Annotated in this window: 21 protein-coding genes and 1 tRNA gene; 8 read left to right on the forward strand and 14 right to left on the reverse strand. The window is 67.2% G+C overall.

What is annotated here, in order from left to right:
- The first annotated feature begins 62 nt into the window (after positions 1-62).
- The 4 genes from NQK35_RS07320 (at position 63) to NQK35_RS07335 (ending at position 2829) form a co-directional block, all read left to right on the forward strand.
- The gene (locus tag NQK35_RS07320; protein ID WP_257113725.1) at positions 63-1328 is read left to right on the forward strand and encodes an ATP-binding cassette domain-containing protein; all 1266 of its coding nucleotides are present in this window, start codon (positions 63-65) and stop codon (positions 1326-1328) included.
- A gap of 93 nt (positions 1329-1421) precedes the next feature.
- Positions 1422-1871 carry a phage holin family protein gene (locus tag NQK35_RS07325; protein WP_257113726.1) on the forward strand — a complete coding sequence of 150 codons (450 nt, stop codon included), beginning with the start codon at positions 1422-1424 and terminating at the stop codon, positions 1869-1871.
- Positions 1868-2308, forward strand: coding sequence for a DUF3618 domain-containing protein (locus NQK35_RS07330; RefSeq protein WP_257113727.1), 441 nt, complete (start codon positions 1868-1870; stop codon positions 2306-2308). Before NQK35_RS07325 ends, NQK35_RS07330 begins: the two co-directional genes overlap by 4 nt.
- Positions 2309-2550: 242 nt before the next feature.
- The gene (locus NQK35_RS07335) at positions 2551-2829 is read left to right on the forward strand and encodes a DUF3073 domain-containing protein (protein ID WP_009213040.1); all 279 of its coding nucleotides are present in this window, start codon (positions 2551-2553) and stop codon (positions 2827-2829) included.
- 113 nt (positions 2830-2942) lie between these two features.
- On the opposite strand, the gene purM is transcribed toward NQK35_RS07335, so the two are convergent.
- Positions 2943-4091 carry a phosphoribosylformylglycinamidine cyclo-ligase gene (gene purM / locus NQK35_RS07340; RefSeq protein ID WP_257113728.1) on the reverse strand — a complete coding sequence of 383 codons (1149 nt, stop codon included), beginning with the start codon at positions 4089-4091 and terminating at the stop codon, positions 2943-2945.
- Positions 4092-4166: 75 nt separating this feature from the next.
- Positions 4167-5813 carry an amidophosphoribosyltransferase gene (gene purF, locus NQK35_RS07345; RefSeq protein ID WP_257113729.1) on the reverse strand — a complete coding sequence of 549 codons (1647 nt, stop codon included), beginning with the start codon at positions 5811-5813 and terminating at the stop codon, positions 4167-4169.
- 174 nt (positions 5814-5987) lie between these two features.
- On the opposite strand from purF, the gene NQK35_RS07350 reads away from it, so the two are divergent.
- On the forward strand, positions 5988-8474 hold the full coding sequence (locus tag NQK35_RS07350; RefSeq protein ID WP_257113730.1) for a (Fe-S)-binding protein: 2487 nt from the start codon (positions 5988-5990) through the stop codon (positions 8472-8474).
- A 90-nt stretch (positions 8475-8564) separates the two neighbouring features.
- Here NQK35_RS07350 and NQK35_RS07355 read toward each other — a convergent pair whose 3' ends face one another.
- The 4 genes from NQK35_RS07355 to NQK35_RS07370 form a co-directional block, all read right to left on the reverse strand.
- A complete protein-coding gene (locus tag NQK35_RS07355; protein WP_257113731.1) occupies positions 8565-10085 on the reverse strand; it encodes a hypothetical protein in 1521 nt (506 codons plus the stop codon).
- 46 nt (positions 10086-10131) lie between these two features.
- Positions 10132-10713 carry a dCTP deaminase gene (gene dcd, locus NQK35_RS07360; RefSeq protein WP_009213033.1) on the reverse strand — a complete coding sequence of 194 codons (582 nt, stop codon included), beginning with the start codon at positions 10711-10713 and terminating at the stop codon, positions 10132-10134.
- A 45-nt stretch (positions 10714-10758) separates the two neighbouring features.
- Positions 10759-11418: a TM2 domain-containing protein gene (locus NQK35_RS07365; protein WP_257113732.1), complete on the reverse strand. Its 660-nt coding sequence runs from the start codon at positions 11416-11418 to the stop codon at positions 10759-10761.
- 315 nt (positions 11419-11733) lie between these two features.
- Complete coding sequence (locus NQK35_RS07370; RefSeq protein WP_257113733.1) at positions 11734-12063, reverse strand: TM2 domain-containing protein; 330 nt, start codon at positions 12061-12063, stop codon at positions 11734-11736.
- Positions 12064-12322: 259 nt separating this feature from the next.
- Here NQK35_RS07370 and NQK35_RS07375 point away from each other — a divergent pair, with 259 nt between their 5' ends.
- The gene (locus NQK35_RS07375; protein WP_257114781.1) at positions 12323-13159 is read left to right on the forward strand and encodes an A/G-specific adenine glycosylase; all 837 of its coding nucleotides are present in this window, start codon (positions 12323-12325) and stop codon (positions 13157-13159) included.
- Positions 13160-13254: 95 nt separating this feature from the next.
- Here NQK35_RS07375 and NQK35_RS07380 read toward each other — a convergent pair whose 3' ends face one another.
- The 3 genes from NQK35_RS07380 to NQK35_RS07390 are packed head-to-tail and all read right to left on the reverse strand — an operon-like array spanning position 13255 to position 16444.
- On the reverse strand, positions 13255-14595 hold the full coding sequence (locus tag NQK35_RS07380) for an ABC transporter permease (RefSeq protein ID WP_257113734.1): 1341 nt from the start codon (positions 14593-14595) through the stop codon (positions 13255-13257).
- Positions 14592-15392, reverse strand: a complete 801-nt coding sequence (locus tag NQK35_RS07385) for an ABC transporter ATP-binding protein (protein WP_257113735.1) — start codon at positions 15390-15392, stop codon at positions 14592-14594. Before NQK35_RS07385 ends, NQK35_RS07380 begins: the two co-directional genes overlap by 4 nt.
- Positions 15389-16444, reverse strand: coding sequence for an efflux RND transporter periplasmic adaptor subunit (locus NQK35_RS07390; RefSeq protein ID WP_257113736.1), 1056 nt, complete (start codon positions 16442-16444; stop codon positions 15389-15391). Before NQK35_RS07390 ends, NQK35_RS07385 begins: the two co-directional genes overlap by 4 nt.
- 149 nt (positions 16445-16593) lie before the next feature.
- On the opposite strand from NQK35_RS07390, the gene NQK35_RS07395 reads away from it, so the two are divergent.
- Positions 16594-17133, forward strand: a complete 540-nt coding sequence (locus NQK35_RS07395; RefSeq protein WP_257113737.1) for a GNAT family N-acetyltransferase — start codon at positions 16594-16596, stop codon at positions 17131-17133.
- Between the two features lie 114 nt (positions 17134-17247).
- On the opposite strand, the gene trxA is transcribed toward NQK35_RS07395, so the two are convergent.
- The 3 genes from trxA to NQK35_RS07410 all read right to left on the reverse strand — a co-directional run bounded on the left by trxA (position 17248) and on the right by NQK35_RS07410 (position 18811).
- Positions 17248-17613 (reverse strand): thioredoxin, encoded by a 366-nt coding sequence (trxA, locus tag NQK35_RS07400; protein ID WP_048726404.1) that lies wholly within the window; start codon positions 17611-17613, stop codon positions 17248-17250.
- Positions 17614-17709: 96 nt separating this feature from the next.
- A complete protein-coding gene (locus NQK35_RS07405; RefSeq protein WP_257113738.1) occupies positions 17710-18348 on the reverse strand; it encodes a TetR/AcrR family transcriptional regulator in 639 nt (212 codons plus the stop codon).
- Complete coding sequence (locus NQK35_RS07410) at positions 18329-18811, reverse strand: NUDIX domain-containing protein (RefSeq protein ID WP_009213023.1); 483 nt, start codon at positions 18809-18811, stop codon at positions 18329-18331. The genes NQK35_RS07405 and NQK35_RS07410 overlap by 20 nt, the downstream gene beginning before the upstream one ends.
- Positions 18812-18998: 187 nt before the next feature.
- On the opposite strand from NQK35_RS07410, the gene NQK35_RS07415 reads away from it, so the two are divergent.
- Positions 18999-19072: transfer RNA gene (locus NQK35_RS07415), tRNA-Gly, on the forward strand.
- A 524-nt stretch (positions 19073-19596) separates the two neighbouring features.
- Here the strand turns inward: NQK35_RS07415 and arsA are convergent.
- Both arsA and arsD read right to left on the reverse strand, forming a co-directional pair.
- Positions 19597-21381: an arsenical pump-driving ATPase gene (gene arsA, locus NQK35_RS07420; RefSeq protein ID WP_306456006.1), complete on the reverse strand. Its 1785-nt coding sequence runs from the start codon at positions 21379-21381 to the stop codon at positions 19597-19599.
- A complete protein-coding gene (gene arsD / locus NQK35_RS07425) occupies positions 21354-21743 on the reverse strand; it encodes an arsenite efflux transporter metallochaperone ArsD (RefSeq protein WP_082157983.1) in 390 nt (129 codons plus the stop codon). The genes arsA and arsD overlap by 28 nt, the downstream gene beginning before the upstream one ends.
- Positions 21744-21923: the final 180 nt, after the last annotated feature.

A 21923-nucleotide genomic window follows, 5' to 3' on the forward strand; every position in this document is an offset into this window, starting at 1 on the left:
CACCCCACCCCCTCCCGCGCGCCATTACGGCACAATCGACACGATGCTGAAAGAATGGGGTCATGTCGAATGACTCGCGTGAGAACCTGCACGGTATCAAAGACCAGGAGCCGGCCGACCTGACGTTTGCCGCTGGGCCCGCTGACGCCCAGCCCGCCTCCGCCGCGGGGGCGGGTGCCTCCGCAGTCGAGGCCTCGCCCGCCGAGGGCGCCCTCGCCCCGTTCCCGTCCCGCGCGCCCGCGGCCGAGCCTCGCCCGTGGTATCGCTCCCGCCGCTCCTTTGCCGCAAAGGGGCGCGGCGGACGCGTCCAGGTCGCGGGCCTGGGCGTGACCTACACGGACCACGAGTCAGGCGCGCTCCTCCTGGCGGGCATCGATCTGGGGTTCCGCGCGCGCACGCTGAGCGCCATCCTGGATCCGACGGGCCGACGCGCCCGCGCCCTCTTCCTCATCCTGGCGGGGCTCGAGGAGCCGCAGGCCGGTCGCATCGTCGCCGCCCCGTCCCGTTCCCTTTCGGCGCGCCTGGCCGGCCGCATCGGTTCGGTTGCGCTGATCCGAGCCGACTCGCCCCTGGACGAGTCCCTGACGATCCGCCAGAACATCCTGGCCCCCCTCTCAGCGACCGGCTCCGTGGCCGACTGGGACAACCTCGTGGGCGCCCTCCAGATCACCGACCTGGCCCAGCGCGTCGACCTGCGCCCCTCCCAACTTTCGCCGTGGGAGCACATCAAGGCGCTCATCGCGCGCGCCATCGTCTCCGGGGCCGAGGTCTTCCTCGTTGAAGACCCCACGTCCCTGCCCGAGGCCGACCGCCCCGGCTTCGACCGCCTACTGCGCGGCCTCGCCTCGGCGGGGTGCGCAGTCGTCCTGTCCACGCCAGACCCTCAGGTCGCGGCCGCCGCCGACCGCGCGATCCTCCTCACGAACGGCCACGTCGCCCTCGACGCGCCCGGTCCCTCTATCGAGCTGATCTCCACCTCCCTGGAGGCCAACCCCGAGGACCCGCAGGTCCTCCGCGCCCTCGCCGCGGCCTCCTCCGCCGACGAGGCCGCGCACGCCCGGGCACAGAGCGCCTCCCCCTCCCGCACCGACGCCGAGGCACCTCTACGGGGCTTCGACCCCGAGGCCGCCGAGGACGTTCCCGTCGCGGACACCGAGGCAACCGGAACGGTGAGCGTCGACGAGCCCCGCACCGAAACAGCGATGCGCGGCATTCCCATTGTCGAGGCGGAGGACCCAACCCTAGCCGAACCCGAGGTGTCCGAGCTGGTGGTTCGCGCCCGCAAGATCCTCTCCGACCTGCCCGGTTCCATCGCGCCCAGGGAGTAGCGCACAGGTCACTGCGAGCAACCATCCTTCATGAGACACTAGGCGTATCAGGCGAGGCAGCGCCTCGTGACGTCCGCATGCGCAGGAGCCCCCATGACACAGCCCACCCCCCAGCCCGGGCAGTACCCCCCGCCCTCTGACCCCGCTCCCGGCGGCGGCCCGGCTAAGCCCAGCATCGGCACCCTCTTCGCGTCCGTCACCAGCCAGATCTCCGGCATCGTGCGCGACGAGATCGAACTCAACAAGACGAAGCTTCGTTCCTTCGCGTCCAAGAGCGGCAAGGGGGCGGCCCTGCTGGTCAGCGCCGCAGTCTTCGCCCTCTTCCTGCTGGGCTGGGCACTGCACACTGCCGAGATCCTCCTGGCCCTGGTGCTGCCCGCCTGGGCCTCCTCCCTCATCATCGTTGCCATCCTCCTCGTGATCGTCCTGGTGCTCGCGCTCTTGGGCAAGCGCTCCCTCGAGAACGCACAGGAGCACCGGCCGGACCCTGCCGCGTCCGTCGCCGCGACCAAGGAAGCCATCGAGAAGGGACTGGGGAAGTGAGCACCAACCTCGACCCGCGCAACGTCAGTGTCGGCGCCGCCACCTCTCAGCAGGCGGCCGAGCCGCGCTCCGAGGCGCAGATCGCCGCGGACCTTGAGCGTCAGCGCGCCGAACTGGCCTCCACGATCGACCAGCTCTACGCCCGCGTCCAGCCCGCCGCCCTCGCGCAGGAGGTCAAGGAAAGCGCAGCCACCCGCTTCGCCCGCTTCAAGGAGAGCGCTGCCCTCACGCTGCAGGACGCGGCCGGAGGTAACACGGAGGCGCTCCGGCACGTGGGCATCGCCGCCCTGTCCACCATCGGAGTGATCGGCGTCGTCGCGTGGCTCGTCACCCGCCCCGCCAGGCGCTCCCGCCGCCAGGCACGTCGCTCCGCGCGCGAAGCGGCAACTCTCGCGATCTCACTCCTCGCGTCGGCCGAGGACCCACGGGAGAGCTGACGACCGGGCGACCCGCCCGCCGAGGCGACCCGACGTAAGGGCGCTCACAGACGGGACGCCTCCGGGCGCGTTTCCGCGGCTTGACGGGCCTCCCATCGGCTGTCCTCGCTCCGCTGTGCGCGCAAAATCCGATCCAAGGTGGGGTCAAGGCCCGTCATTAGCTATGATGGTCCCACGAAACACTTTGAACACCCAGGGAACCGCTTGATGCGGACCCGAACGACGCGGAGGGGGTCGACGCCATGGGGCGCGGCCGTCAAAAGGCTAAGCAGATGAAAGTCGCTCGGAAGCTGAAGTACTTCAGCCCCGACACCGACCTACACGCACTTCAGCGAGAGCTGGCGGACGAGGACTCGTACGCGGCAAACGCCGCGGCTGACGAGCCCGAAGAGGACGATGCAATCGACGACGACCTCTACTCCAAGTACGCCGACTTCGCGAACATCCCGGCAGAGGACGACGACATCGACCCGAAGCAGCTCGATGAGTCCTTCTGGACGGGCGGATCCTCCACCAAGTAACGGCTGAAACACCCCGGCGGGCCCGCACCGGTCCGCGGCTTCGGCGCACCCCGGGAGTACCCGGGGGCCGAAGGGCCGAGACCGCGCGTCCAAGCGGCCTCGCCCCTTCGCCCTCAGCCCACGCGGTATGAGCCGTGCAGCAGCACCGCCCCCGCCTTCACGCCCTTCGTGCCCGAGATGACGCGCGCGTCCTCAGCTCCACCGACCCCGCCACAAGCGACGATCTCCCCGTCGGGCATCCGGGAGGCGACGCACCCCAGGATCCACGCGTCAACCCCGGCCTCGTTGATGGCACCCACGACCTCGCTGGCGACCGCCGCCGACACCACCGCGACCATGCCGACACCGAGGTTGAGGGAGTCCTCCATTCCCACCCAGGCGACGTCACCCCCGCGACGCACCCAATCGAAGACGGGGGGCACGATCCAGGAGGAGCGATCGACGGTCGCGACCGCACTGACCGGGAGCACGCGAGACAGGTTCGCGCCGAGGCCACCGCCCGTCACGTGGGAGTAGGCGTGAATGCCCTCGACACCGAAACGCTCGACCAGCTCCAGGCACAGGCGCGTGTACAGGCGCGTCGGCTCCAGGAGCTCCTCGCCGAGGGTGCGGCCGAACTCGTCGACGTGCCCCTCCAGCGGCGCTCCCGTACGGGCCAGGACCGAGCGAACCAGGGAGTAGCCGTTCGAGTGCAGTCCCGAGGAAGCCATCGCGATGACGACGTCGTCCTCGCTCACCCGGTCGGGCCCCAGCAGGGCGGAGGCGTCAACGACGCCCGTCGCCGCGCCCGCGATGTCGTAGTCGTCGGCCTCCATGACGCCGGGGTGCTCGGCGGTCTCGCCGCCGACGAGCGGAGTGCCCGTGGCCTCGCACGCCCGAGCGATGCCGGTCACGATCGAGGCGATGCGCTCGGGGACCACGTGACCGCACGCGATGTAGTCCGTCATGAGCAGCGGGCGCGCTCCGATCACGACGATGTCGTCGACCACCATGCCGACCAGGTCCTGGCCGATCGTGTCGTGCACGTCCATCGCCCGCGCAATCGCGATCTTGGTGCCCACGCCATCCGTTGAGGTCGCCAGGAGGGGCCGCTTCATGCCCAGCAGGGCGGAGGCGTCGATCATCCCAGCAAAGCCACCGGTCGCCCCCAGGACGGTCGGGTCGTGAGTGGCGGCCACCGCGCTCTTCATGAGTTCGACGGCGCGGTCACCGGCGGCGGTGTCCACTCCGGCGGACGCGTAGTCAAGGGGGGTGTCGTTCATGGGTGCTGCCTTTCGAAGGTGGGCGCCGGATGAGGCCGTGTCGGTGTTGTCGGGTCGGGGAAAAGGGGCGCGGGCCTAGCAGGCGTTCGCCCCGGGGGTTCCGGGCACGGGAGTCCCGGAGGGGATCGTCTCTGGGTAGTGGCCGGTGAAGCACCCCAGGCACAGGGACGTTCCCTGCCCGGTGGCCGCGACCATGCCGTCAATGGACAGATAGGCCAGCGAGTCGGCACCGAGCGAGTCACGCACCTGCTCGACGCTCATCGAGGAGGCGATCAGCTCCGCGCGCGTCGGGAAGTCGATGCCGAAGAAGCAGGGCCAGGCAACGGGCGGCGAGGAGATGCGCACGTGCACCTGCTGGGCCCCGGCCTCGCGGAGCATGCGAACTAGCGCACGCTGAGTGTTGCCGCGCACGATGGAGTCGTCGATGACGACCAGGCGCTTGCCTTCGATGACCTCCCGCAGGGGGTTGAGCTTGAGGCGGATGCCGAGCTGGCGCAGGGACTGGGTGGGTTCGATGAAGGTGCGCCCCACGTAGGCGTTCTTCACTAGGCCCTGAGCGAAGGGGATCCCCGCCTCCTGCGCGTATCCGATAGCCGCGGGCGTGCCCGAGTCCGGGGTGGGCATCACCAGGTCGGCCTCGACTGGGTTCTCCCGGGCGAGGGCCGCCCCCATCTCGTGGCGCGCGGCAACGATCCGGCGCCCCCCGATGGTCGTGTCGGGTCGGGCCAGGTAGACGTACTCGAAGACGCAGGTGTTGGCGCGGCGCACCGCGAAGCGACGCGAGTGAACGCCGGAGGCATCGATCGAAATGAGTTCCCCGGGCTCGATCTCGCGCACGACGGTCGCGCCACACAGGTCGAGCGCGGCCGTCTCCGACGCCACAACCCAGCCCGACGCCAGGCGTCCCAGCACCAGCGGCCGGTAGCCGTGGGGATCGCGCGCCGCGTAGAGGGTGTTCTCGTCCATGAAGACGAGCGAAAACGCACCCTTGATCCGAGGCAACACCTTCAGGGCGGCTCCCACGAGGGGCGCGGGCTCGGGCTGGGCCGTCTCGCCCCCGGGGTTCTCCCCGCTCACCGCCTCCTCGGTCGGTGCCCGCACACCCGAGGCTTGCCCTCCCCGATCCGCGGACGAGGCCGGGGTGTCCCCGTGCGGCTCGGGCACGGCGGGGGTGACGGTGGGAGCCGCGATGAAGGGGGAGGGCCCCGGAATCCGCTCGGCCATACCCAGCAGCGCCGTCACGAGGGAGGTGTCGGTCGACGCCCCGCGTTCGAAGTCCTCGCCTTCCTCGGCGATGGATCGGGCCAGCTCGCGCAGCTCCACGGTGTTCGTGAGGTTGCCGTTGTGGGCGAGGGCGAGCGTGCCGGTGGGGGTGGGCCCGAGGGTCGGCTGGGCGTTACGCCACACGTCCGCGCCGGTCGTCGCGTAGCGGACGTGCCCGAGGGCGATGTGCCCGCGCAGTCCCTGCAGGGATTGCTCGGAGAAGACGTGCGAGACCAGGCCCTGATCCTTGTACACGAGGATCTGCTTGCCGTTGGAGGTCGCGATGCCGGCGCTTTGCTGGCCTCGATGCTGGAGTGCGTAGAGGGAGAAGTAGGTGAGACGAGAAACGTCCTCGCCCGGGGCCCACACTCCGAAGACGCCGCAGTGATCGCGGGGATGGTCATCTCCGAAGAGCTCCTGATCGGACAGTGTCATGTCTGGCTGCGAGACGGGAAGCACGATTCAACTCTGTCACACTTTTCGTCTCTCAGCGGGACTTGTCCACGTTGCGCTACCCACACGCGCTCCCTCCGCGGCGATCCCAGCGTGAATTGCGCGTGCTTTCCGCCGGGCCACCCGGTCACGCGGGGAACGAGATGCCACAATGGGGTGCAGCAACCATGAGGAGGAGACGTGGCCAATCCGACACTTAGCGCCATCATGTGGGGGTTTGCCCTCCTGGTGAGTGCTCTGGCCGTCGTGTCTTTTGCGCGCGGGCTCGCGCACATATGGCGCACGGTCGCTTCGGGAACGCCCGACCCCGGACGGCTGCGCCCGGTCGGCAGGCGCCTGTGGGGTGTCCTCTCCGCCGCGCTCACCCACCGCGAGTTCAGGGGACGCCCGTGGATCAAGTGCGCCCACTGGCTGGTCATGGTTTCCTTCCCGATCCTGTTCCTCACCCTGGTCACGGGATACGCGCAGCTGCGGGACCAGACCTTCGTCCTGCCCTTCCTCGGCCACTTCCCTCCCTGGGAATGGCTGACCGAGGTCTTCGCGTGGGGCGGCCTGGTCGGCATCATCTTCCTGATGGCTGTCCGCGCCCGCGCCGGGCACGGCTCGGCCGCCGAGGCCGCCCTTTCCAACGACGACCCCGACGCGGCTGCCTCCCAGGCCGACCCGACCGGCCCCCTGCCCTCGGCCATGACGCGCCCGCACCCCCGAGACTCCTCCCCCCTCGGGCCCGCGTCACGTTTCCTGGGGTCCACCCGCTGGCAGGCCCTCTTCGTCGAATGGGTCATCCTCGTCGTGTGCGCCTGTGTGGTGGTCCTACGCGCCCTCGAGTTCGCCCTCTTCGGCTCCACACCTGGCCTCGAGGGACACGCATCCCTCCTACATTTCCCGCTCACCGCGTGGCTTGGTTCCCTCTTCGCATCCGCCGCCTCGTCGGCGTCGATACTGGCGAACACGATCGTGATCGTCAGCGCGCTGAAGGTCCTCACGTCAATGACCTGGCTGACGGTCGTGGGTGTGCAGACCGGCATGGGCGTCGCCTGGCACCGCTTCGTGGCAGTCCTCAACCTGTACGCGCGCCGAAACGCCGACGGAACCAAATCGCTGGGGCCGGCCGACCACATGCTCATCGATGGGAAGCCGGTCACCGGTGAGGATGACTTCGACGACGTGCCCGAGGACACCGTCTTGGGCGTGGGAACCGTCGAAGACTTCTCGTGGAAGGCCCGCCTCGATCTCTACGCGTGCACCGAGTGCGGCCGCTGCCAGGAGCTGTGCCCCGCGTGGAACACGGGCAAGCCCCTCTCCCCCAAGCTCCTCGTCATGGGCCTGCGCGACCACATGGAGTCCGCGTCCTCCATCGAGATCGTCGAGCGGGAGGAGGCCGGCCAACACCTTGACGAGGGCGAGGTGCTTCTCGACAAGGGGGTGCCGGCCTCGCCCCACTCCTTCGACCTGGTCTCCGCGCTGTCCCTCTCCGGCGCCACCGGCACCGAGGGCGTCTCTCCCGTCACCGCTCCCCTGGTGCCCGGCGTCGTCTCCGAGGAGGTCCTGTGGGATTGCACGAACTGCGGGGCGTGCGTCGACCAGTGCCCCGTCGACATCGAACACATCGACCACATCCTGGACCTGCGCCGCCACCAGGTGCTCATGGAGGGCGCCTTTCCCCGAGAGCTCGGGCGCGCCTTCCGAGGCATGGAGTCCAAGGCGAACCCCTACAACCAGAGCGCCCGCAAGCGCATGGATTGGGCGAAGAAGCTCGACTTCGACATTCCCATCGTCGGCGAGGACATCGAGGACGCCTCCACCGTCGACTATCTCTTCTGGGTCGGATGCGCGGGTGCCTACGATGACACGGCGAAGAAGACCAGCGCGGCGATCGCACAGCTCCTGCACACGGCCGGAGTATCCTTTGCGGTCCTCGGCCAGGCAGAGTCCTGCACGGGCGACCCGGCGCGCCGGGCCGGAAACGAGGCCCTCTTCCAGATGCTGGCCGCTCAGGCGATCGACACCCTGACGGAAGCCAAACCCCTCAGGATCGTCGTCTCCTGCGCGCACTGCTTCAACACGATCGCCGGGGAATACCCGGAGCTGGGCGGGCACTTCGACGTCGTCCACCACACGCAGCTGTTGAACCGGCTCGTGCGCGACGGACTGCTCACGCCGGTGGCCCCGGATGCCCCACGGGATCGGGACGCCGATGCCTCCGACGCGCCCGAGCAGGGCGCTGCCGGGGAGCCCCTGAAGGTCACCTATCACGACGCCTGCTTCCTGGGCCGCCACAACCGCGTGTACGAGCCCCCGCGCGAGCTGGTGGGCTCGCTGCCGGGCGTGGAGCTTGTGGAGATGCCCCGCAACCGCGAACGCGCCATGTGCTGCGGGGCGGGAGGCGCACACGCCTGGTTCGAGGAGACCCGCGGCACCCGCATCGCGGACGCTCGCATCGCCGAGGCCGCTCAGACGGGGGCGGACGTGGTTGCCACGGCCTGCCCGTTCTGCTCCCAGATGCTGGGTTCGGCCTCGGGCGCGTCGGCGGGCTTCGTGTCCGCCGAGGCCGTTGCGCCCCAAGCGGACGGGGCCGACAGCGCAGCGGGCGAGGCTCGCCGCAAGCTTCCCGAGGTGCGAGACGTCGCCGTCATGCTTCTTGAGGCCGTCAAGCGCGGGCAATAGCCGCGCCTCACGCTCGATAAGGATGGCGGTGGCCCCGCAGCTCGCCTGCGGCCCCCTAGCGGCACTGCGAGAGGTCCACCGGCCAGGCGCCTACTTCTCGTCCTCGGGGGCGATCTCCTCCAGGCCCACCAGGAAGCCGTCCTCGTCGATGACGTTGCCTCCCACGAGTGTGGCGATCATTCCGGCGGCCTTCTCCACGTCCTGCGTGGAGCGCAGCCGCTCCAGGCGCGCGGTGCGGCTCAGCGCACCCGCCCCCGGGGTCGGCGCGGCTCCCGGAAGCCACCTGACCTGGTACTCAATGATCGCTCCGGCGGTCCAGGGCTCCCAACGCAGAACACGCGGGGGCGTGGGCACCGTGTGGACCTCGATCATCATGTCCGACCTGTGTCCGATCGGGCTCACGAGCGCATAGCCGTCGACGACCTGCGGCTTGTCCGCCTGCGCCTCAAGCTCCTCGCGTGCCTTCGCGATCTTCGAGGCGATGTCCTCGCGCACGGGCCCCAGCTCGGCCTTGATCTTCTCGATCTGGGCGGCCTGAGCCGGGCTCAGGGGCGCCGGCTTGGAGGCCTGCGGGCTGATGTCTCGCGCGTCCTTCATGTCGGCGAAACCGGCGCGCTCACGCATTGCGTCGAGCAGGTCCTCGGGAGCGATCCATCGCGGCGAATAGACCGTCAGGTTCACGGCGGAGTCCGCGTCGGGTACCATCACGTAGCCGCTGCCCGCGATCCTCATTCCCCCGGCGAGGCGCCGCGCCATGCGGTGCAGCGCCTCGAGCACCCGGTACTCCAGGCCGGTGGGGACGCCGTCGGGGAAGGCCTTGGCCCATTCGCCCATGACGGCGCTGCCCGCCTGCCGGGCGCGCGCGACCGGGCAGCGCAGGATCCACGCATTCGTCAACGAGGCCGGGGTCCCCAGGGCGGATCGGGTCGGCTGGTCGAGCGTCCACGGCCCCTCAAGCTCGGCGTCGGAGGACAGGCGCAGGCGGCCAGGAGCGATCCACCCGGACTCGTCCCACATGGAGATAGCCAGAGCCTCGAGCTCCGCGGGATCGACCGCGTCGGACACGAGGAAGAGGTGGTGTTCGCGTGCCTCCTGAGCGTCGATCACGCCCGCGGGTTCGCTCACCTCGATGGCTGCGGCGATGGGGGGCGCAGCCTCGGCGCTCGTGATCTCTCCGTCCGCGGCCACCTGGAACGCGGCGTCCGAGGCGGTGAGGGACGTGAGGGACACGTTGGTTTGCGTGAGCGGGCTGGCCCCCGACGAGGTCTGCGGGTGCGGGTCGGCGAAGGTGCGGGGCGCGGTGGCCATGCGTTCCCTCAGGGAGCGTCTCTGGGGCGAGTGTTCCGCGGTCTCACCGTGGTTCGTAACCGTCTCGGCGCTCGAGGTCATGCCCGGGAGGGTGACCCCCTTGATGATGCCTGTGCGCGCAGTCGGTGGGGCAACCGGTGGCATGCCCGCAGGCGCGGAGGCCCCCATGGAGGGCACGCCCAGGAGCGGCGTCGGTGCGGGCGGTTCGGCCAGGGTGGTCGCCGTCTCTGGGGCGGGCGGGTAGCTTATCTCGCGGGCCTCGCGGGCCTCGCGGGCAGCTCGGGCTTCGCGCTCGGCGCGCATGCGTTCTCGCCTCGACGGAGGCGGAGGGGGAAGAGACACCATCATGTCACCGTTCGATGCGAGTGCGCGTGAAACGTTCGTGGGTCCGCGAGGGCGTGGGTCCGCGCTGCCCCTGGTAGTGGGAACCCAACCCCTGGGATCCGTAGGGATGGAGCGCGGGGGAGGACAGGTCGAAGAAGCACAGCTGTCCGATCTTCATGCCCGGGTAGAGAAGAATCGGCATCGTCGCCGTGTTCGACAGCTCGAGGGTCACGTGCCCGGAGAAGCCGGGGTCGATGAAGCCCGCCGTCGAGTGGGTGAGCAGACCGAGGCGCCCCAGCGAGGACTTGCCCTCCAGGCGGGCGGCGATGTCGTCGCCCAGGGTGACCAACTCGTAGGTGGCGCCGAGGACAAACTCCCCGGGATGCAGGACGAAGGGTTGATCGGGGTCCACCTCGACCAGGTGGGTCAGGTCGGATTGGTCTGCCGCGGGGTCGATCACCGAGTACCTGTGGTTGTCGAACAGGCGAAACAGGCGATCGAGCCTCACATCAATGCTGGCCGGCTGAACGAGGTCGCGATCCAGGGGATCAAGCTGAATACGTCCAGCATCCAGGGAGGCGTTGATGTCGCGGTCACTGAGCAGCATGACTTGATTGTCGCATACTCAGCGCCGCGACAACAGCCCCAGGGTTCACTCCAGCGGGCGACCCTGCGCGTCGTACGCGTAGGAGCCGGAACGCATGAGAATCAGGATGAACTCGATGAAGGCCCAGACGGCGGAGACGATCGCGCCGATGAAGGTCAGCGTGAGAACCAGCTGGATGATGCCTCGCGTCGTGTAGCCCAAGTAGAAGTTGTGAATGCCGAGGGTCCCCAGGAAGAACGCCAGGAGCACGGCGATGATCCACTGTTTGGGCGGGCCCGCGTAGGCCTGGCCGTAGCTCGCCTGGGCTCCGTAGGCCGCCTGGTCGTAGCCGGGCTGGCCGTAGCTCGCCTGGGCTCCGTAGGCCGCCTGGTCGTAGCCGGGCTGGCCGTAGCCCGCCTGGGCTCCGTAGGCCGCCTGGTCGTAACCCGCCTGTGCTCCGTTGGCGTCACCGGCCGACGCCGAGTCGTAGGCAGTTCCGTAGGTGGTCGTGCCCGGAGTGGCCATGGACTCATCGAAGTCGGGGGCCGAGGCCTGGGGGAAGCTCGGCGCGTCAGGGCCAGGAACCTGAGGAGCGGGGATGTCGGCCGTCGCGTTGTTCGCAGGCATGCCAGGGGCAGCGGAAGCACCCGGGGTTGCCTCGGAGGCAGCGGCCTTCGTGGGATCCTCCGAGAAGGAGGGGGTGACCTGCGGATCGGGCGTCGTCATGAATGAAGCCTTTCGGTAGTCGGTGGGCCCGGCGGGGCCATACTCGTACAGCCTAGCGCGCCTGGCCAGGCTCGGGGTAGAGGCGTCCACCCCGAGAAATCCCTGATTGGCCCGGCACCCTGTCGGCGCTCGGCGATACTCCCCGCCATCACCGCCACAATGCCCCGCGTGCCCCGTTGGGCGTATCCGCCGGTGGGGCGAGAAGCGCAGGTGGGTATCAAAAATACAAAAGATACAGGTGTGGGGTCCGGCAGCTGCCGGACCCCACACCGAACGTCTCATCGCGCGACGCCCTGGGCGTGCGCGAGCAGTGGCTCAGACGGTCGGAACGCCGTTGGCGTCCTTCTCGTAGATCCACTTGCCCATGAAGGTCATGATGGCGCACGCGAGGGCGACGAGGCCAACCACGAAGACCAGCAGGGAGCCGATGCCGACGAGGATGCCGCTCTCCATGGCACCACCGACCGCGAAGATGACGTAGCTGAGAATCATAGCGGCGACGCGGATCGCGCCGATCTTCATGTGACCGAGGTAGAAGTCACCGGCGGCGATGCCGCCGAGGAAGAAGTTAAGCAGGCCAGCAACCATGCGGGACTTACCCTGGCCGGCGGGCTGGTTGAAAACGGGCTGCTGAGGAGCGGACATGTTGTCTCCTGTGTGTTGATGGGCCCCGAGGCGGGGCAAGCTGTATCTGAAGGCATGGTCAGACTATATGAACGATCAAGATTTGTACAACATCCGACTTGCATTATGTCTCACATCACAGATTGGGCCTCATGGGGCGCCCCGCGTGTCCCGCCTTCCATACACTGACTGAGTGTTCACAAAACCGACGATCGACGCCTCGCAGGCCCTCCTCCACGACCTGCCCCGCTGGTTCGCCACACACAGGCGCGACCTGCCCATGCGCAGGGACGACGTCTCCGACTGGGGCACCCTTGTCTTCGAGATCATGAGCCAGCAAACTCCGATCACGCGCGTTCAGCCGATCTGGATCGAGTGGATGCAACGCTGGCCGACGCCCGCTGATCTCGCCCGCGCCTCGTCGGCGGACATCATCGTCGCGTGGGCAAACCTCGGATACCCCTCGCGCGCCCTGCGCCTCAAGTCCTGCGCGGCCACGATCGTCGCCAAACACGGCGGCGAGGTCCCCCTGACCATGAAGGAGCTCACCCTCCTTCCCGGCGTGGGCACCTACACGGCCAGCGCGCTCCTCGCTTTTCGTCACGGGGTCAGGATCCCCGTCCTCGACACGAACGTCCGCCGAGTGCTGGTCAGGTTTCTTGACGGTCGAGAGTTCCCACCCCACGCCACACCCTCCAAGAGGGAGACGACGCGGGCCGACGAGCTCCTCCCAGCAGACGGGCACCAGGCGGCGGACGTGAGCCTGGCGCTCATGGAGTTCGGCGCCCTCGTGTGCACGCAGCTCACCCCCTCATGCGACGACTGCCTCCTACGCCCGACGTGCGCCTGGGCGCGGGCCGGTTTCCCCAGGGAGCACAAGCGCCCCACGCCTCAGCCCTACGCAGGGACGGACCGGCAGGCGCGCGGACGGATCATGAAGGCCCTGCGCACCGCACACTTCGAGGGGAAGACAGGCCTGACCAAGCGGCGGGTCCTCGACGCCGCTCGCATCGAGGGAGGCGACCGCTACCAGCCAGCACGCGTCTATCGGGCGCTCATCAGGGACGGCATGATCGTCTACGACGAGGAACTCAAGCGCGTCACCCTTCCCCGCTGACCGTCACGCGCCCCGTGGCTCTCCCCGCGGCGCGAGGAACTCCACTGCCCTCGCGCGTCAAAGGATCGGCCGCGAGGCCCTGCGCGGCCGCGCTTTCAGTACCTGATCGCGTCAATCGGCTTGATACGCACCGCCGCGAACGCGGGGATGATGCCGCACAGGGCACCAATGCTCGACGAGATGGCGACGCCAGCCACCGCGGCCGCGACCGGAAAAGCGGGGGTCTCGCTGAGGGTGATCCCGAGCGTCTCGAGCGGCAAGAAGCGCACGACCACCACCGCGATCCCGACGCCGACGACACCGGCGGCGAAGGTGGCGACCACGGACTCCATGAAGACGGAGAAGAACACTCGTCTGCCCGAGGCCCCCACTGCCCGGCGGATCCCAATCTCGCGCACACGCTGACGCACGGTCACGATCGCGACGTTGAGCAAGCCGAGCGCCCCCAGGAAGATGATGATTCCGCCGATGACCATGATGACGGTCGAGATCATGCCCAGCTGCTCCTCCCCCACGTCCTGGTGCTCGCCGCCCGAGACGCCGACCCGCCACCCCTCACCCAGGATCGCCGCCAGGGCGCGGGGCAGGACCTCCCGGGCCTCCTCCGCCTGGCTCTCTCCCACCCAGGCGATCATCGTCGGGGAACTCATCTGCGGGAAGGCCAAGCGCGCGGCATCGTAGTGGGCGAACACGGTCGGCATGTCGTAGCGGCTCGTTGCCTTGGCGACGCCCACCACCCGCATGGCCACCCCATCGCCCGTATGCAGGACGATCGGAACCTGGTCGATGGGGGCACGGCCCAGCTGGTTCCACAGGGGCTCGGAGATCACGACGGGGGTGAGCCTCTGGTCGGCGTCACCGGGCTGTACCCAGCGCCCAGCCACCAGGCGGGTTCGGAAGATCACCGCGTACGAGGGGTCAACCCCCTGGAAGGTCACGTCACTGACCATGTCCGCGATCCCGGACAACGGATAGCCGCGGTAGCGACCCGAAGACCTGGCCTGGCGGACCTCGACGATCTCGCCGCTGCCGACGGAGGAACGAGACCAGTAGCGAATGTCGGTTCGCGAGGCCAGGGTCGCCATGGCCTCGCCGACCGGATCGGCGTCGTTGAGGGGCTTCGCGCCGGACACATCCCCTCGGCCCGCTCCGCCCGCGGCCTCGGAGGCGTCCCGAGCGTCCTCCCGCCCGCGCTCGCCATCCTGACCCGAGGCGGAGTTGTCGGGAGACAGGCGCAGGGTGACGGATCGCCCCTCGTAGAGTTCGGCCAGCTCGCGCGAGGACTGCAGGACAAGGTCACCCAGAGCGATGACGACCGTCATCGCGGCCACCGCAGCCACGACCCCGACGAGGGAGAGGACCACGCGGGCCTTCTGCACCTTGACCTCGCCCCACGCCTCAATGAGCGCGCCCAGAAGCTGAGTCGCAGCGTTCATTCCGTGCCCCTTCCGTCGGCGGGCGGCGCCGGAGGGGGCGCAAGCACACCATCGTTCCCATCGGGCTCGGCCGTAGAAGGGCCCGCGTCGGCGCGTCCGAGGAGGGCGGCGGCGTCGGATACCTCGTGCAGGGTGCCGTCGTAGAGCTCGAAGGCCCGCGAGGCGCGGGAGGCCACCGCCATGTCGTGGGTGATGACGATGAGGGCCGCCTCGGACTCTCGGGCGACCTCCTCCAGCAGGTTCATGACGGTCCCGCCCGTGTCCGGGTCCAGCGCCCCGGTGGGTTCGTCGGCGAGAATCACTCGCGGGCGGCGCACCAGCGCGCGAGCGATCGCAATGCGCTGCTGCTCGCCGCCGCTCATCTCCCCCGGGTAGGAATCCGCGCGCTCCGCCAGGCCAACCCGCTCAAGCATGTCCACGGCGATCGAACGCCTGCGCAACAGCTGGGGTCCGGACCCGTACAGGAGAGGCACTTCGACGTTCTCGACCGCCGTTCGAGCGGCAAAGATGTTGAATTGCTGGAACACGAAGCCAAAGTCCCGCCCGCGCAGGCGAGCGCGACGCCCCTCGCTCAGGCGCGTCGTGTCCACGCCGTTCAGCTCGTAGCATCCCGACGTGGGCGCGTCCAGGAGCCCGATGATATTGAGCATCGTCGACTTGCCCGTTCCGGAACGCCCGACAATCGAGATGTGCTCCCCCGCGTCGACGTCGAGGCTGACGCCCCGCAGGATGTGCAGGTCCTCGCCGTCGGGCAGGACCACCGTGCGGGTCACGTCCCGCAGGCGCACGAGGCTCATCTCGGGCCCATCCCGTCCTCGGCGCCCGTGCCGTAGGGACCCGCATCCCTGTCGGAACCGTCGACGCTCGCGTTGGGCGTGAACTCCAGGATCTCCTCGCCCTCGCTCAGGCCTTCCTTCACCTCAACCATCTTGCCGTCGGTGATTCCCAGGGTGACGGCCCTCTTCTCGGGGGCAGCGGGGTCCGAGGTCGGAATGTACACGGTGCCCGACTGGTAGCGCCCCTCAACCGCGGAGATCGGCACCGCGAGGACGCCACTGGCCGAGCCCGCCGTCATCTGCAGGGTGACCTGAAGCCCGGCAAAGACCGTCTGGTCGGAGGGGATCGCGCAGCGCGCCTTCAGGTCCGTCGAGGAGGATCCGCCGTTTTCGCCGTTCGCCCCTCCCTTTGGGTCCTGAGCCTTCGCGGTCGCACTCACGAGCTTGACGCCCGTGCATTCGAAGGGGGCGGGACCGTTCTTGATGGTGACGGTCGCGGTTGACGGCGCATCCTGGAGGCGGTACATCTGATCGGCGCTGAGCGAGGCAACCGCGGAGAACGAGGCGGGGGCAACCGTCGCAACCGTGTCACCGATCGCAAACTGCTGCCCCATGAGGACACCCGTCGTCACCGTCCCGTCGCCGGGGGCGACAACGTTGTCGTACTTGTAGGTCGGCTCGGCGTTCTCCACGGTCACGTTGCCGTCCTCGTCCGTGGTCTGCCTGGGCTCGCCGGGAATCTCCTTGCGTATCTGCACGATGGCATCCCCCTTGGACACCCGGTCTCCATCGTTGACGTAGACGCGCACGACGACGCCATCCAGCGTTGCCCGAGCGGCCAGGGACTCGTCGGCCTGAATCGTGCCGGTGACGCTCACGGTATTGGTGATGTCCGCGCGCCCGACCGGGATGGTCATCTGACCGAAGGAACCGCCCGGATCCATGCCGTCGCCGTCCCGGTCGGTGGCCGCCACAGGGAAGAACGCAAACTTCACCAGGGCGACCGCGATGACCACCCACGCGAGGACCTTAACGATATCGAGCACCTGGGCGATGCGGGTATGGCGGGCCACGTGATTCTCCTCCGACGTCCACTGATCGCCCAATTGTAGGGTCCGCGTCACATGACCAGCAAGGGGCTGCGCCGCGCGCGGGGAGAGCCCCCGCTGGGATTGTGCGCCCCCGGCTCCTACGATTGGGGGAAGCCCCGGGAAAGGACACCATGCTTCGCCGAGCCACCCCCGCCGACGCCGACGCGCTATCCGAGCTCGCTCGGGAGTGCTTTCGCCAGACATTCGCGCACCTGTACGCCGCCGAGGACCTGGCCACGTTCCTGGACGAGGCCTACGCCCCGTCGGTCCTACGCTCCGAACTGAAGGAGCCCGATCGAGCGACGTGGCTCCTCTTTGCGGAGGAGCATGACGAGTCCGGCACCGCCGCTGCGCGCCCCATCGGCTACGTGAGCGCGCGGCCCGCACGCCTTCCCCACCCGGAGGTGGCGGCGGGCGACGGCGAAATCCAGCGCCTCTACGTCCTGAGGGAGTACCAGGGCGGTGGTCGGGGAACGCTCCTGCTGGAGACCGCCCTCGCGTGGCTCGAGCGACACGGGCCTCGAACCCTGTGGATCGGGGTGTGGAGCGAGAACCTGGGGGCACAGCGGCTCTACGAACGTCACGGGTTCGCGATCGTGGGCGAGTACTCCTTCATGGTCGGATCACATGCCGACCGCGAATTCATCGCCCGCCGGGAGCGCGGGCGCTAGGTCGCGCGTCGATACGGGGACACAAGCCCGAGCTCACCGGTGTGGAAGGCTGGCAGAACGCGGCGTAGCAGCGGGCCCCGAGGCGCATTGCCTCGGGGCCCGCTGCGGCGATGATCAGGACTGGTCAGACTCGGCGATCTTCTTGCGCACCTCGTCCATGTCAAGGCCCTGAATCTGCGAGATCAGGTCTTCCAGGGCGGACAGGGGAAGCGCGCCCGACTGGCGGAACACCGCAACGCCGTCGCGGAACGCCATGAGGGTGGGAATCGAGGTGATCTGCGCGGCCATCGCGAGCTGCTGCTGATCGTCGGTGTCGATCTTGCCGAAGACGACGTCCGGGTACTTCTCCGAGGCCTCTTCGAAGATGGGGCCGAACTGGCGGCACGGGCCGCACCAGGTCGCCCAGAAGTCGACCAGGACGATGCCGTCGCCGGACACGGTCTGCTCGAAGTTGTCCTGCGTGAGGGTCACGGTGGCCATGATTCTCCTTAAGTCGTCGGTGCTGGCCGACTGGTGGGGTTGGGGGCGGGTCGCCCCGCCGGTGAACTGTCTTAATCAACGGGCGCGGCCCGCCCGCTATTCCCCCGCGGGAAGGGAAGCGGAGGTGACGTGACGCACGCTGTCCTCGGAGGCTCCGAGGCCCCTGAGGATGAACGTCTCGACGAGCGCGAGAGCGGATTCCCGGCGCGCCGGGTCCCGCGGCAGGCGTTGCCCCTGCAGCGTTGCGTGGATGAGGTGAACCGCTCCGAGCGTGTTCTGCTGGGCGATGAGCCCGCGTTCCATCGCCTCGTCGAGGATTCCGATCAAGAGCTCGCCCACGACTCCGGCGTGGTCGTGCAGGTGTGAGGCGTTCTCTCGGGTCATCTGCTTACCCACCGCCATGCTGGTCTTCACGTGGTAGCGGCTGATCATCTGCAGGTGCGACCTGATGTAGATGCGCAGGGACATCAGAGGATCGGGTTCGGCCTCGAGGCGCTCGGCGAGCACCCGGGTAAACTGCTCGGTCACGCGGCGCATGTAGGCCAGCAACAGCACCTCTTTGTCCGCGAAGTGATTGTAGACCGCCGTGCGCCCAACGCCCGCCCGCGCGGCGATCTCGCTCAGGGTGATCGACTCGAAGGATTGTTCACCCAGGAGGGAACCCAGCGCCTCGAACAGGCGCGCGCGGGTTAGCTCTCGGTGGGAGGCGAGGGACTCACCAATGATCTTCGGCATGGGCCCATTCTGACACTTGCGACCCTTGTGTCGTCAAATTGTGGGCGCGCCTGCAGCTCGCGACCACGGCCTCGACGACGGGCAGGTCCGCGCCGATCCAGGGCAAGTCTGCAAGCTCACCGAGCGCGGTCCACCGGGCCTCCAGGTGCGAGCGTCCCGCGCTCGGGGCGGGGGAACCGGGGGCTACCTCCGCCAGCCAGACGGCCATCTTCCGTCCCCCCAGAATCGGCCACCACCGGCCCCCCTCCGGACAGATGCGCCGACCCATGGTCAGGCGCGCACCCAGCTCCTCGGCGATCTCTCGCGTGAGCGCCGCCACGGCATCCTCACCGGCTTCGACCTTGCCGCCGGGAAGCTCGAACTGTCCGCGCAGCTCCCGCGGGTAGGCGCGCGAGCAGGCGAGCAGCTTCGTCGGGCGGCTCAGGGAGTCGAGAATCGCGGCTGCCACCACGGGACGAGGCACGGGAACTCCAATCGATCGACTACCCCACAGTCTATCGGCACGACGCGCCCGCCCACGTTGCGGCGATCGCCGGAATCGACCTGTTCCCAGCTGGACAGGCGGACGGGTGAGGAGCCGGGCATGAGGTTGCGAGGCCATCGTCGATGACGATATGATCGACGGGTCGATTCCTTCGGGACGATGAATTGCGGGCGTAGTTCATCGGTAGAATGGAAGCTTCCCAAGCTTCAGAGGCGGGTTCGATTCCCGTCGCCCGCTCCAATAGGACGCTCATTTGGATGCAAAGTATCCGGGTGAGCGTTCTTCGTTTTTTCCCTGGTATTCCGGGGTTTCTGGGGTTACCGGCTGCGGCAGGGGGTTGCCTGCTGGTGGGGTTGAGAGGCCCGGCAAGGGTGCTTCGGCCGGTTTCGGGTACTGCGGTGAACCGCGCGTCAAAAGGTATCGCGGTTATCGATCACCACTCACCGTCTCTGGTGTGCGCCAGCTTTGGAATGGTTCGAGTAAACGTGAGGGCGAGACTTGCCGACACTGCACCCGTGATACTGCCGGCATCGGAGGAGTTGGCTAGCCTCTGGCATCGATCATCACAGATGAATCGGCACTACTTACGCGTTGAAACGGAACTCAACCATATCGTGAAACCGCGAGTATCTGATGAAGTTTCAAGCCTCATTGAATGGCGCAACACACTACATATGAGCAAGTGTGGGGTAGCAGCACGTTGCCACCACCCCACACTTGCAGCGTATCGATCGCACAGGTTCCCATCTCTTGAGGTATGCCACTTAGGCTAGTGGGACAGTCAGCAGCGATATCGGCTCATCTGCCTGCCCCAGTAGCGTTTTCACGGTGTTTTGCTGGACCTCGGCGCGGCGATGCAGGAATCCTGAGTTTGTGGTGTTGTCGGGTAGATATTGATTGACTACCCATGCCCTGGGGATTATTCCCGCCCGCTGGAGATCTTGCGACAACTCTTGTGCTTCGAGAATAGGTGTTGTCTCTGGGAGGGTAACGAGGATGGAGAATGTTACGTTCGGGTCACGCAGCCTGGTAAGCGCTGTGATGCGGCCTGCTACGTCCTCGCTCACTCCGGCTTGGCGCATGAGTTCACGATGATAGGAGCCTGTTGCATCCAATAGGAGCAGCGTGTGTCCGGTGGGTGCAGTATCAAGCACCACCCAGCGGTGCTCGACTTCATCCAGGACTGAGGAAAATGCACGGAACACGGCAACTTCCTCGGTACAAGGACTAGCCAGATCCTCCTTGAGTTGTGCGTGAGCGACAGCGTCCAAAGTGGCGCCCTTGGTTTCTAGCACTTGCTGGCGATACTCTGCTACGACTCGCGCAGGATCGATACTGGTGATCTCAAGGTTGGAATACCGTTCACTCAGTCTGGCATCCAAGTGTGATGCTGGGTCGGTAGTGGCGAGCAGGACCTGGCGGCCTTGCTGCGCCAAGCTAACGGCCACGGCTTGGGCAACACTGGTTTTCCCTACGCCGCCCTTCCCCATTGCAAGCACGACCTTTGGGTCGCCGGTAGCGATGGTGGTGACCAGCTGGTCGAGAGATCGCTCCATAACATCAAGAACAGCCTGACTTCCATCATTCGCGCGCGCAGTGGCGCGGCCGGGCTCAAGTTTCACAGGTGTGATGGCGGCCAATCCTTCAACCCCCATCACTGGCTGGGCGCTCATCGGCACACCGAACAGTGCTAGCTTTCCCAGCGCCGTGTAGGTTTCTGTCAGATGACTCAAAGTGCTTTGCTCGACTGCGAATAGTCGTTCATGGAGAGGGTCCCCATCAGATGGAGGCAGGATTCCATTGATGACCAAAGCGGATGCTCGCACTCCCAACGCTTCAAGTTCGTACGCTGAGCGTTGTGCTTCGGCCAGAGTGGATTCTTCTGGGCGTGCGACCAGTGTGAGGGTTGTTTGTTCTAGATCCCCAAGGACGGCCACAGCTCGTTCGTAGTCGCGTCGGTGTTTATCAAGTCCAGATAGTGGGCCCAGACAAGAGGCATCGCCAGCACCGTTGCTGATGAAGGTTGACCAGTCCCCTGGCAGTGCCAACAAGCGCAGGGTGTGGCCAGTGGGTGCAGTGTCAAAGATGATGTGATCGTAGGCGTCTTGCAGGTCGGGGTTGACAAGGAAATCCACGAACCGGTTAAAGGCCGCAACCTCGACGGTGCAAGACCCTGAGAGGGTTTCCTCCGTCTCAGCAAGAACTTCGGGCGGAAGGAGATCACGAACTGGCGCAAGGACAGACTCGCGATACAGGGCGGCTTCAGCTTGGGGGTCAATCTCAACAGCATCGAGAACAACCCTGCCTTGAGTGTTATCCAAAAGATCACCCAGGGCAGTCACCCGAGCTCCGATCGGCCGGCCAAACACCTGGGCGACATTGGAAGCTGGATCAGTGGATACGAGCAGCACACGCTTCCCAGTCTGCGCTAGATGTACTGCTGTCGCACATGACAAAGAGGTCTTGCCAACTCCACCCTTGCCCGTGAAGAGTAGGTAGCGACTACCAGGGGGCCATTGCGTTAGCAGCATGCCGAACCTCCACAGCATGACGTGGACTGCACGGGCGTTAGCCGCATGGCGTCAGCGTTCGGCACCACTACCGGTTGGCCGCCAGCGGACCAGGCACGGAGTTCGTCAATGCTTGGGTAGCGTCCGGAGAGCACCAGACGCCCATTGACCACGATAGCGGGAAGGGCATCTGACCCCTCGTCGGTCAGGAGCCGCTTGACTGCTGGCTCGGCAGCAAAGTCCAAGGGAGCATTGGCGAGGTTGTGGCGGACAACCTCGATTCCTTCAGCTTTGGCATTAACAAGAGTGGCGCTGATGTCTACGAGGGACTGATCAACATCCTCGCCGCACACCCCGGATGAGCAGCACAAAGATGGGTCATAGATATGGACGGTATTCATGGAATCCTCCTCAAAGTAGAACACTTCGACGAATGTCGATACATGAAGTCTAGGGCACATATCGATAAACGTCAAAGCGTGCTACCCTCGTTCTATGCAACACATGGATAGGTGCGACTGCTGCGCGTCCACGGAAAGCCAGACCGCTGACGCGGAAATCCAAAAGCGCGCAACTCAGTT

Origin of the sequence: Schaalia odontolytica (assembly GCF_024584435.1) — a bacterium.
Lineage (GTDB): Bacteria > Actinomycetota > Actinomycetes > Actinomycetales > Actinomycetaceae > Pauljensenia.